This window comes from Mycolicibacterium parafortuitum, assembly GCF_002086815.1.
Lineage (GTDB): Bacteria > Actinomycetota > Actinomycetes > Mycobacteriales > Mycobacteriaceae > Mycobacterium > Mycobacterium parafortuitum.
The window spans coordinates 132,368-143,747 of record NZ_MVID01000008.1 but is presented as its reverse complement, the minus strand read 5'-3'; the positions used below and the strand labels follow the sequence as shown (position 1 = coordinate 143,747).

The window sequence follows — 11,380 nt, the reverse complement described above, 5'->3', positions numbered from 1 at the left end:
CTCGGATGTCATGACCGGGTCGTCGACCGGCGCGCCAGGGCCCACACCACGCCGCGCCAGCCGAGCAGCAGCACCGCCGTCGTCACCGACGCGACGACGATGAAGCTCGGCGCGGTGCCCTGCGAGGTCAGTTTGCGCAGCAGCATCCCGACGATCACCGTCGCCGCCCACACGATCAGCCCCGTCGGCACCAGAGCCGTCGGCCGCTGCCACGCCCGGGCCAGCAGCCAGCCGGCGCCGGCCCCGGTCAGGAACGGCCACGCCGTCTCGGCGATCCCGGCCAGGCTGAGCCCTTCGGCGTGACTGCGCCGCCCGATCGTGCAGAACACCACCACACACACGAGATCGGCGGCGAGCGCCTTCAGCGCCAGTCCACGGTCGGGGAGATCATCGTTCGGCATAGGTCGTCACATCGTAAACCAGTGGGCTGGTGCCCTTTTCGTCACGCGGTGCGAAGCCCGGCTCAAGCTCCGCGGCGCCACCGGTCAGCAAGCCCTCGACGGCGACGTCGGAGGTCAGCCGAGAATCCAGTGAATACTCGGTGAAGACGAACGGCAGCCCGTTGGAGCCCAACGGGTCCGGAGAGTCCATCACGTGGAAATGCAGGTGCGGCGCATCGCTGTTGCCGCTGTTGCCCAGCGAGCCGATCACCTGCCGGGCGGTGAGCTGTTCACCCGGCTTGACCTGCACCGAGCCGGTCTGCATGTGCGCGTAGAACGCGTAGTTGCCGCCGCCGAGATCCTGGACGACGTAGTTGCCGCCGTACTCGTTCAGGGCCAGCCCCGTCGGTGTCACGCCCGGGATCTGCTCGGGCAGCCCGTCCTGGACGTCCACCACCGGACCGTCCCCGACGGCCAGGATCTCGCTGCCGTAGAACGGGTAGCTCTCGACGTTGTCCTCGGCCCCGGTGAACAACCGGCCATCCGGGCCGATCTGCAGGTAGTCGATCGCAAAACGCTCCGCGGCCCAGATCTGACCGTTGATCGGATTCAGTGCCGACCGGTGCGCCGTCATATCGCAGCAGCTGTTGGCATCCAGCCAGTTCGGCCCGGCCAGTGGCGGGGAGATGGCCACAGGCTTGCGGGTCTGCACGGCCACAGGGGCGATGTCGGCGGTCATCGCCGCAGGGAACAGCGGCAGCATCGGCTCGGGCACGGTGATGCCTACGGCGTGGATCAACTGTTCGGGCACCGCCTCGTCCGGGGACAGCGCGACATCCAGAATCACCGTCGCGGTCTGGGCGGGACCGAGGACCGTCGCCGGGTCGGGGCTTCCGAGGACACGAGTCCAGTAGGCGAGGCGGTCACCGGGCAGCTGCAACAGTGTGCGGTCCCCAGCGCGGACGTCGACCGAGGTCAACGTGACGTCCTGGGAAAGGGTGTTGGTCAGCTGCAACTCGTAGGCCAGGTGGGTCTTGCCGTCGCTGGCCGGCACCGGGATGGGTGCGGCCAGCACCCGGCCCACCACCGGGGTGGCCATCGACGGTCCCGGCGGCAGCACCGCGGACGGGGGCGGGGGGATCGGGCCGTTCGCCGGGGCCGCCATGCTGGTGGCGGCGGTGGTGGTCTCCGGCGCCGACGAACAGCCGGCAGCGAGCACCGATACTGCGGCGGCAGCGAGAAGAGCATGTACCTTCATGTGGCACAACTACTTTCGTGGATCGTCCGGATCATCCGGCGGGTGGAATGCCTCGGGTTCGGGACTGAACTGTGGGGGCTGCAGCGCCTCCTCGGGGACGTCGCCGGTGGAGTCCGGGTCGAGCCGGCCCTCGGTGCGGAACATGAAGAAGAACACCACCCAGCCGATCGCGGAGATGAAGATCCAGCTGATCAGCCGGTAGATCAGCATCGCCGAGATCGCGGCGGCCAGCGGCATACCGCTGGAGACGAGGCCGGGCACCAGCACGGCCTCGACGACGAGCAGCCCGCCCGGCATCAACGGGATCGACCCGACCGCGCGGGCCGCCGCGTACGCGACCGTGACGCCGGCCAGCGACGGATGCCCGCCGCTGGCGTAACACGCGAACAGCAGGCAGGCCACGTCGGCGACCCAGTTGAACACCGACCAGCCGAACGCCTCCCCGAGGTCGCGGCGGCCGAGCTGTACCGACTCCAGCTGGGCCAGGATCTCGCGCCATTTCGACAGCCCGGTGCCTGCGGGCTTGCCGCGCACCGCGTTGAACCACCCCAGCACCCGCGCGCCGATCCCGTCGATCAGTTCGGGCCGGCTGATCACCGCCTGTGCGAGCAACAGCAGCGCGAGGAATCCGCCGAGGGAGAAGATCAGCGACATCGGGTTCTTGCTGGCGCCCAGCAGGAACGCCCCGCCCAGACCGAGCAGCGCCAGCCCGAGCACCTGCAGCACACCCGACATCACCAGCTGCCAGGAGGCCACCAAAGGTGTTGCGCCCCAAAGTCTCTGCTGACGGTAGAGGAACGTGGCGGACAGCACCGGGCCGCCGGGCAGCGTGGTGGACACCGCGTTGCCCGCGTAGAACGCCGCCTCCGAGCGCCACTGGTGCACCCGCACCCCTGCCGACCGCAGCAGCGTGCGCTGGATCTGGGCGAAGCTGTGCATCGACGCCATCGCCGCGACCGCGGCCGCGACCAGCCACAGCCAGTTCGCCGTCAGCAGGCTCTTCCACGCCTGGGCCAACTGATCGCGCACCAGCGCTATCTCGACGGCCAGCACGATGACGGCCACCGCGATGATCACCCAGCGCACCCACCAGTACTTGCCGCGGGTCCGCTGCGCCCCGGCCGTCGCGGCCTGGGTGTCGCGCGCCGGCACGTCCTGTGACACGCCCTACAGGGTAAGCCGCGAGTTCACAGGAATCGCAGATCCAAGGCGCGGTAGCGCAGCGCCGTTACGCTACCGGAATGTCTGCTCGTCCGTCCTTTGACTCTTTCGCCGACGAGTCGGTCAGCCCCTTCGTCCGCCGCGCCGCCGCATGGTCGTGGCGCCTGCTGGTGATCTTCGCCGCGGTGCTCACGGTGCTGTGGGTGGTGCTGCGCCTGGAGATCCTGGTGGTGCCGGTGGCGCTCGCGACGATCATCGCGGCGCTGCTGCTGCCCGTCGTCGACTTCCTGGACCGGCGCGGCGCACCGCGCGGAGGCGCGGTGGCGCTCGTGCTGCTGACCGGGTTCTCGCTGTTCGGTGGCTTGCTGGCGTTCGTCGTCACCCAGTTCGTCGAGGGCGCACCCGATCTGGTCAGCCAGGTCTCGACCAGCATCGAGGGTGTCGGCAGGTGGCTCACCGACGGGCCGCTGCAGGTCAGCGACCAGCAGATCAACCAGGCCCGCGACACGGCGATCGAGGCGCTGCAGAGCAACCAGGAGAAGCTGACCAGCGGGGCGCTGTCCACGGCGGGCACGCTGACCGAGATCGTCACCGGCGCGCTGCTGGTGTTCTTCACGCTGATCTTCCTGCTGCACGGTGGCCGCAACATCTTCGGCTTCGTCACCCGGATCTTCCCGGTGCACGTCCGCGACCGGGTGCATGACGCCGGCCGGGCCGGGTTCCGCTCGCTGATCGGCTATGTACGGGCGACGTTCCTGGTGGCCGCCGTCGACGCGATCGGAATCGGCGTGGGCCTGGCGATCATGGGTGTCCCTCTGGCGCTGCCGCTGGCGTCGCTGGTGTTCATGGGCGCGTTCATCCCGCTCGTCGGCGCCGTCGTCACGGGCTTCCTGGCGGTCATCGTCGCGCTGATCGCGAAGGGCTGGATCTACGCGCTGATCACGTTCGGGCTGATCATCGCGGTGCAGCAGCTGGAAGGCCATGTGCTGCAGCCGCTGGTGATGGGCCGTGCCGTCGCGATCCACCCGCTGGCGATCGTGCTCGCGATCGCCGGCGGTGGCGTGCTGGCCGGTATCGTCGGCGCACTTCTGGCCGTGCCGGTGCTGGCGTTCCTGAACAGCGCGATCCGGGTGCTCCTCGCCGACGACCCCGCCGCCCGCGAGGAGGCGTTCGAGGCCGAGGACGAGGGCCTGGTCAACGCCGAACCCGACGACGTCGAGACCCGCGAATAGCCGGCGCCACCACAGTCGCGGTCAGGCCCCGATCACTACCGTGACGGCCGTCTCGCGAAGCGACCGCGGTCGGCTACAGCCGGCCTTCGCGGCGCAGCAGATCCTGCGCGCTGACCCCGGGACCGCTGCCGCGGCGGGTCTTCTCGTCACCACCGCGGGGCGGTGTCTCGGTATCGGGCCGGGTGTTGAGCTTCTCGGTCGCGGTCTCGGCGTCCGGTGGGCGCTGCGCCGGGATCGCCCTGGTCGCCGCGTCGTCGGAGTCGTCCTCGGCCTGCGTCGTGTCGTCTGCGTTGCCGATCGCCCGGGTCGGCTCCGCGGACGGGCGCATCGGCTGCGGTGCCGCCGTATCCGACTTGTCGCCGCCGCGCAGATCACCGAGCCAGGACTCGATCTCGCGGTCCTCGCGACCCGGCGCCGACGAGGGCTGGGCCGACGAGGGCTGGGCCGACGGGGGCTGGGATGTCGACGACGGCGTCGAGGACGGCATGGCTCCCCGCGCGGCCGCGGCGGCGCCGCTGACGGCGTTGCGCACCGCGTTCTTCGCGACCGACAGCCGCGTGGTCTGCGGTTCGTCGGCGGGCGGAGGCGGCGGGGGAGGCGCGACCGGGGGCCGCGGCGGGGCCGGGATCCGCGTGGTCCCCGCAACCGCCGGGTCCACCGGGTAACCCGGCGTGTTCATCCGCGTCGTGGTGGCCGGCGGCCGCACCGGCGCCGGACGTCCGGGCGCGGGATGGGTCGGGTCGTGCGGCAGGGCCCGCGCGGCGGCCATCACCGGCGGTCCACCGGCACCGACCAGCGCCTCGGCCGGCTCGTCGCGCTCCTCGCGGACCACCGGGCGCTTGCGCTCGTCGGGCAGCTCGGTCTCGCCGAGGCCGAGGCGCTCCTGCAGTCGCTTCATCCAGCGCGGCGCCCACCAGCAATCGTCGCCGAGCAGCTTCATGATCGCGGGCACCAGGAACATCCGGATGATCGTCGCGTCCAGCAGCAGCGCGATCAGCAGGCCGAACGCCAGGTACTTCATCATCACCAGGTCGGAGAACACGAACGCCCCGGCCACGACGGCGAGCACCAGCGCGGCGCCGGTGATCAGGCGGCCCGTGGTCGCGGTGCCGATCCGGATCGCCTCGGCGGTCGACAGGCCGCGTTCGCGGGCCTCGACCATGCGGGACACCAGGAACACCTCGTAGTCGGTGGACAGGCCCCAGATCACCGCGATGATCAGGCCGATCATCGGCGCCATCAGCGGCTGCGGCGTGTAGTTCATCAGTCCGGCGCCGTGCCCGTCGACGAACATCCAGGTCAGGATGCCCATCGTCGAGCCGAGCGTCAGCGCGCTCATCAGCGCGGCCTTGATCGGCAGCACCACCGAGCCGAACGCGAGGAACATCAGGATCGTCGTCGTGACGATCAGCACTACCGCCATCAGCGGCAGCTTGTCGAACAGGCTGTGGATACTGTCCTGCTCCAGCGCGGGCGTGCCGCCCACCGAGATCTCCAGACCGCGTGGCGGCTGGATGGAGCGCAGCTCGTCGATCTTCTGGGCCGCGTCGTTGCGGTTGACCAGGCCGTTCTGCAGAACCCGGATCGACGGATCCTTCGTTCCGGTGTCCTGGGCGGCGCGCTCCTGCCACATCTTGGACGGATCGTTGTCCGGGTCGATGAAGCCGTTGACGGTCATCGCCTTCGCACGGACCTCGGCGAGCTGCTGGTCGGTGACCGGCTCGCCGTCGGTGCGTTCGATCACCAGCGTCAGCGGCTCGGTACGGAAGCCGGGGAAGGTGCGGTCGAAGTCCTCCTGCGCCGTCCGGACGCTGTTGTCCGGCGGCAGGTACTTCTCGCTGATACCGCCGAGGGACAGCTGGCCCAGCGGGAGGATCAGCAGGATCATGCCGATCAGGATCGGCGCGGCGAACGCGATCGGCCGCTTCATCACGACGTTGACCAGCTTGCCCCAGAAGCCCTTCTCGACCTCGGCGCGCGTCTTGGTCTTCTGCGTCTTCTCTGCCAGCCATTCGATCCACCACACGATCGGCCCGCGGGCCAGTGGGACGTACCGCGCCAGAGCCAGCCCGCCGGCGATGATGGCGACGAAGATGACGGCGCCGATCAGGACCCAGTACAGGCCGTCGCCCAGGGACTCCCTGTTGGCGATGGCGAGGTAGGCGATTCCGCCGAGGGTGCCCAGGTAGCCGAGCGTCAATCCGATCAGCGTCAGCGGGAGCCCCTGCTCACCGGACTGCTTGATGCGCTTGCGGGCCAGATGCCCCAGCGCGATGCCCACCGGCGGCACCAGCAGGCCTGCCGGGATCGACGCGATCGCCAGCGCGTTGGTGCGGGTGTTCGACGGATCCGAGGAGACCTCGTTGTTGATGAATTTCAGGAGCCAGCGCACGCCGAGCGCGTCGACCCGGGGACCGAGGATGGCCAGCGCGGCAGGCAGCACGGTCACCGACAGGATCGCGGCCAGCATGACCGACGCGATGATCGCGTAGGTGATCGACTTCAGGAAGCCCTGCGGGAACAGCAGCAGCGGCACCGAGGACGCCACCAGGATGACGGCCGAGAACATCACGGTGCGGCCCGAGGTCATCACGGCGCGCCGGACAGCCGCCTCGGTGTCGTAGCCCTCGGCGATCTCCTCGCGGAACCGGCTCACCATGAACAGGCCGTAGTCGATCGCGATACCGAGGCCCATCAGCGTGACGACCGGTTGGGCGAAGAAGTGCACCGGCATGAACTCGGCGAACAACCGCATGATGCCCAGCGCGCCGGCGATCGTCAGGCCACCGATGATGCCGGGCAGGGCCGCGGCGATCACACCGCCGAAGACGAAGAACAGCACCACGCAGACCAGCGGGATGGCAGCCACCTCGGCGCGCTTCTGGTCTTCGCCGATGGTTCCGGTGAGTTCGCTGGCCAACGGCTGGAGTCCGGCCAGCTGGATGCGGCCGTCGTTGACCTCGGAGAGCTGCGGTTCGATGGCCTGGTAGTTCTTCAGGATCTCGTCGTCGTCGTCGCCCTGGAGCGGGACGCTGATGAAGGTCTTGGACAGATCCTCGGTCTTCATCTGCTGGACCGTCTCGGACTCGGCGTTGGGCGCACGCAACCAGCCGACCCAGCTGACGATCCGGTCTTCGTTGTCGGAGACGAGGTCGTTCAGCTCACCGGTGACCTTCTCCTGCCACTGCGGGTTGTCGACCTTCTCGCCGTCGGGCGGCGTGAGGATCGCGACGACATGGCTCGCCCGGTCACGGCCGTAGGCCTCGTCGGACACCAGCGACGCGTGGACGGACTGGCTGCCCTCGTCGTAGAAACCGCTCTGGGTGACGTGCTGTCCCAGGCTCATGCCGTAGACGCCGCCGCCCAGGCACAGTGCGACCATGACACCGATCACTATGTATCGGTACTGGTACACCGTTCGACCCCACCAGGCGAACACGTTCAGCTCCTTCAGTTCATGTCGTCGGTCCGCGCACGTCGAAACCGAAACTCTTGTATGTCTAGACGCGCGAGGTCAGTAGCGACGACAGCGGCCGGAATGGCTGCAGCCATGCGCCCTGCTCGGGTAGCGAATCGAGTCCGATTCTCGGTAGCGGTTCCCGGAAGACACCAGGGATGTCCTCCAGGTCGACGAACTCCAAGGTATCCGACGCTAACGCCCAACTGGCATGTTCGCGAAATCCGAGCACCTGGACCTCGACGCCTGTTCTGGCGATGTCCTCCAGCGGCAGTTTGAACGCCTGACCGTCGGCCGAGGCCACGATCAGACCGGCCAGACCCTCGCGGCGACGAAGCGCGATGTGGGCCAGCATATCGCTGTCGACGTCGCTGTCCTCGTCGATCTTGGGCTTGGCGAACACCGCGAAGCCGACGTTGCGCAGCGCCTCCACCCAGGGCCGGACGACGTCCGCGCTGCCGGGGGCGATGTTGGTGAACACCGTCGCCTCGGGTTCCAGCGGCACCGACCGGCCACTCTCGGCGTAGGACGAGGACAGGTCGGCAGTGCGGGACAGCAACCAGCGGCCCAGGGCGTCGAACCGAGGGCGGTGCGCGGCGGTGGGACGGCCGCCGAGGATCGAGCCCAGCCCCATGTCCAGGTTCGGCGCATCCCAGACCAGCAGCACCCGGGCCGCGGTCTCGGTGGGGGTGTTCCCGCCGCCGTCCGCGGTGTCGTCCACGTCGGTGAGCGACGGGATGTTCTCGGTCATGCTCACGGCGTTCTCTCCCACAGCAGCTCGGTCACGACCGGACCGGCGAGGGCCTTGCGTTCGTACTTGGTGACGGGGCGGTGCACCGACATCGGGAGCCGGTCGGAGTCCATCGCGATGCGGCGCAGCCGCGGTTCGGCGTCGCCGACCTCGGCGATGTGCTCGGCGTAGCCCTGGTGGTCGGTGGCGGCGTGCAGCACCCCGCCGGGACGCAGCCGGTCGGCGATCAGCGCGACGGTGTCGGTCTGCAGCAGCCGCCGCTTGTGGTGGCGGGCCTTGGGCCACGGGTCGGGGAAGAACACCCGCACCCCGGTCAGCGACGCGGGGCCGAACATATAGGTGAGGACGTCGACGCCGTCGCCGCGGACCATCCGGATGTTGGTGGTGCCCGTGCGGTCGATCGCGCTGAGCAGCTGCGCCAACCCCTTGCGGTAGACCTCGACCGCGACGACGTCGAGGTCGGGTTCGGCCTGGGCCATCGCCAGCGTCGAGGTGCCGGTGCCGCAGCCGATCTCCAGGATCACTGGGGCGTGCCTGCCGAACCAGGCGCCAGTATCGAGCCGGCCCGCCGGCGTGGTGTCGAGCGGTCCGGCCGGTTCGTCGCCGTCGCGGGCCTGGGTGCCCAGCTGCGGCCACAGCCGGTCCCAGACGGCCTGCTGGTTGTCCGAGATGGAGGAGCGGCGGGCGCGGAAGCTGGTCACCCGGCGGTGGAAATGGGGGTGCGCGGCTTCTGTGTCGGGTTGGTCGGGCTCCGGCGCCACGGACGCGGCGACCTCAGAACCCGTCGAATCCATCCGTCCATGGTCGCTCATCAAGAGCATGCTCCCCGCATCGTGTTACAGATTGATACCCAACAGTTGCCTTCTCCTGGTACATGGAAGTACCCCGCCTGCCGATCGGCAAAAAGATGTGTCGTCGGCCACCTCCGGCCGGTGCCACGATTTTCGGTGAGGGAACGCCGTGCCGACCGGGGAGCGGGCCATGCCGATTTTCACCGACGTAATCACGGAGTTCGCCGAGCGCACGCCGCGTCCCGCGGTGAGAGCGGCCGCCGAGCGGGTGCGCGCGCCGCTGACGGTCGAGGTCCGCGGCCGGCCGGGCACCGGACGGCACGCGGTGGCCCAGGCATTGGCCGCGGCAGGGCTGCGGGTGGCTGATTCGGCCCGTGCCGACGTGCGGGTCGTCGTGGTCGCCGAGGCCGTCAAGCCCGAGGACCGGGCGCTGCTCGCGACGGACGGGCCGGCGCTGGTCGTGTTGAACAAGGCCGATCTGGCAGGCCGGGTGCGGGGCGGGCCGCCTGCCGAGGCCGACCGCATCGCGGCCCGGCTCGCGGCGCCGCTGGGCCGTCCCGTGGTGCCGATGGTCGCGCTGCTAGCGGGCGTGGAGATCGACGACGAGCTGTTCGCGGCGCTGCGTGCGCTGGCGGCGACACCGGCCGACCTGTCGTCGGTGGACGCGTTCGTCGCCGGCGAGCATCCGGTGCCCGCGCCGGTGCGGCAGCGGCTGCTTGCCCGACTGGACCGCTACGGCACCGCCCGCGCCGTCCTCGCGGTCGCCGACGGCGCGGGCGGTGCCGACGTCGAGGCCGCACTGCGGACCCTCAGCCGCAGCGGCGAGGTGGTCGCGGCGCTGGCCGGGTTCGCCCCCGAGGTCGGCTACCGCCGGGTGCGCGCCGTCGTCGCCGAGCTGACCCGGGTGGCGATCGAGACCCGCGACGACGAACTCGGCGCGTTCCTGGTGTCGGACGCCGTCGTCGTCGCGGTGATGGCTGCCGCGGTCGATCACCTGGAGAGTTGCGGACTGCGTATCGACCGGGGTGACGACGCCGACGCCCATCTGCGGCGCGCGGTGCGATGGCGCCGCTACGCCGACGGCCCACTGGCAGCGCTGTACCGCCGCGGCGCCGCCGACGTCAGCCGCGGTTCGCTGCGCCTGCTGGCGAGGTCACGGTGAGCGCGTTGGTCGTGGTGGCCGGGCCGCCGCGGGCGGGGGTCAGCGCGATGGTGGCCGCACTGAACCGCCGCCCCTCGGCGTACCGGTTCACCGAGCGCCCGGCGCCGCAGGATTCACCGGCCGCGGCGCTGTTCGTCGTCTCCGCGGTCGCGCCGATGGCCGAATCCGATTGTGCGCTGGCCGATCTCGTCGCCGCCCGGACCCCGGTGACGATCCCGGTGCTCGCCAAGGTCGACGACCATCGGGACTGGCGGCGGGTGCGCGACGCCAACCTGGCCACCGCGCAACGGTGTTCGGTGCGGCTGGCGGGTGTGCCCTGGGTCGGTGCCGCGGCCGCGCCTCGGCTCGGAGAGCCACAGGTCGACGACGTGCTCACCGCGCTCGACGCGGCGCTGGGCGACCCGGCGCGGCATGCCCGTGCGGCGCGGCTGGCCGCCCAGGCCCGACTTGGCCGGCTCGGCGAGGAACGGGACCGGCTGGTGCGCACGCGCAGGCAGGCACGCCTCGACGAGGCGGCCGCGCGGCGCCACGACGCCCAGCAGGCCCGGCTGGCCCTGACCCATGGCGCCCGGCGCCGGTGCGCGGCGCTGCGCACCGAACTTCTGCACGACGCGGCCGCGGCAGACCGGCGCGCGCTGGCGCGGTTCCCGGCCCGGGCGCGTCAGCGCTGCGCGGACGTCCTCGCCGGCGTCGACGACGACATCGCCGCGCGCACCGGGCAACTGCCGTCCGCCGGCGCTGCCGAACTCGACCTGGTGGAACCGCCCGCGCAGTCGTGGCGGCTGGAGCGCCGGCTGACCGCGGTGCTCGGCGCCGGCTTCGGTCTCGGGGTCGCGCTGGTGGTCACCCGGTTCGTGGCCGGCCTGGCACCCGGGCTGACCGCGGTGGCGCTGGTGGCCGGTGCCGCCGCCGGGCTGGCGACCACGACATGGGTGGTGCGGGCCCGGACCCTGCTGCACGACCGGGCGGTGCTGGCGGGATGGGTCGGCGAGGCCGCCGCGGCGGTGCGCGCCGCCGCTGAGGAGCGGATCGGGACCGGGCTGCTCGTCGCCGAAACCGGGGCTGTCGGGGAGACCGCCGCGGACCGGCAGATCGGGCGCCGGATTGCCGCCTTGGACGCCGAACTTCGCCAGCTCACACGGCCCGCGGACCTGCCCGCGAAAGTTACTCGGCGGTAGACCACCCGGT

At 70.8% G+C, this 11,380-nt stretch carries 9 protein-coding genes; 3 read left to right on the top strand and 6 right to left on the bottom strand.

Going from position 1 to position 11,380, the window contains the following annotated elements:
* Window positions 1-8: 8 nt before the first annotated feature.
* From BST38_RS11965 to BST38_RS11955, 3 genes are read right to left on the bottom strand one after another with little or no spacing between them, the layout of a single operon-like run.
* Entirely contained in the window at window positions 9-401 is a 393-nt protein-coding gene (locus tag BST38_RS11965; RefSeq protein ID WP_083143503.1) for a DUF3054 domain-containing protein, read from the bottom strand.
* Window positions 388-1,638 carry a M23 family metallopeptidase gene (locus tag BST38_RS11960; protein ID WP_083143502.1) on the bottom strand — a complete coding sequence of 417 codons (1,251 nt, stop codon included), beginning with the start codon at window positions 1,636-1,638 and terminating at the stop codon, window positions 388-390. Before BST38_RS11960 ends, BST38_RS11965 begins: the two co-directional genes overlap by 14 nt.
* A 9-nt stretch (window positions 1,639-1,647) precedes the next feature.
* Window positions 1,648-2,802, bottom strand: a complete 1,155-nt coding sequence (locus BST38_RS11955; RefSeq protein ID WP_083143501.1) for a lysylphosphatidylglycerol synthase transmembrane domain-containing protein — start codon at window positions 2,800-2,802, stop codon at window positions 1,648-1,650.
* Between the two features lie 77 nt (window positions 2,803-2,879).
* On the opposite strand from BST38_RS11955, the gene BST38_RS11950 reads away from it, so the two are divergent.
* Window positions 2,880-4,031: an AI-2E family transporter gene (locus tag BST38_RS11950; RefSeq protein ID WP_083143500.1), complete on the top strand. Its 1,152-nt coding sequence runs from the start codon at window positions 2,880-2,882 to the stop codon at window positions 4,029-4,031.
* A 73-nt stretch (window positions 4,032-4,104) separates the two neighbouring features.
* On the opposite strand, the gene BST38_RS11945 is transcribed toward BST38_RS11950, so the two are convergent.
* The 3 genes from BST38_RS11945 to trmB all read right to left on the bottom strand — a co-directional run bounded on the left by BST38_RS11945 (window position 4,105) and on the right by trmB (window position 9,051).
* The gene (locus BST38_RS11945; RefSeq protein WP_083143499.1) at window positions 4,105-7,470 is read right to left on the bottom strand and encodes an MMPL family transporter; all 3,366 of its coding nucleotides are present in this window, start codon (window positions 7,468-7,470) and stop codon (window positions 4,105-4,107) included.
* A gap of 61 nt (window positions 7,471-7,531) precedes the next feature.
* The gene (locus BST38_RS11940; protein WP_083143576.1) at window positions 7,532-8,245 is read right to left on the bottom strand and encodes an NYN domain-containing protein; all 714 of its coding nucleotides are present in this window, start codon (window positions 8,243-8,245) and stop codon (window positions 7,532-7,534) included.
* Window positions 8,242-9,051: a tRNA (guanosine(46)-N7)-methyltransferase TrmB gene (trmB, locus tag BST38_RS11935; protein WP_083143575.1), complete on the bottom strand. Its 810-nt coding sequence runs from the start codon at window positions 9,049-9,051 to the stop codon at window positions 8,242-8,244. The genes BST38_RS11940 and trmB overlap by 4 nt, the downstream gene beginning before the upstream one ends.
* A 169-nt stretch (window positions 9,052-9,220) precedes the next feature.
* Here trmB and BST38_RS11930 point away from each other — a divergent pair, with 169 nt between their 5' ends.
* The gene (locus BST38_RS11930; protein WP_237160750.1) at window positions 9,221-10,192 is read left to right on the top strand and encodes a hypothetical protein; all 972 of its coding nucleotides are present in this window, start codon (window positions 9,221-9,223) and stop codon (window positions 10,190-10,192) included.
* Window positions 10,189-11,370, top strand: a complete 1,182-nt coding sequence (locus BST38_RS11925; RefSeq protein WP_083143498.1) for a hypothetical protein — start codon at window positions 10,189-10,191, stop codon at window positions 11,368-11,370. The genes BST38_RS11930 and BST38_RS11925 overlap by 4 nt, the downstream gene beginning before the upstream one ends.
* Window positions 11,371-11,380: the final 10 nt, after the last annotated feature.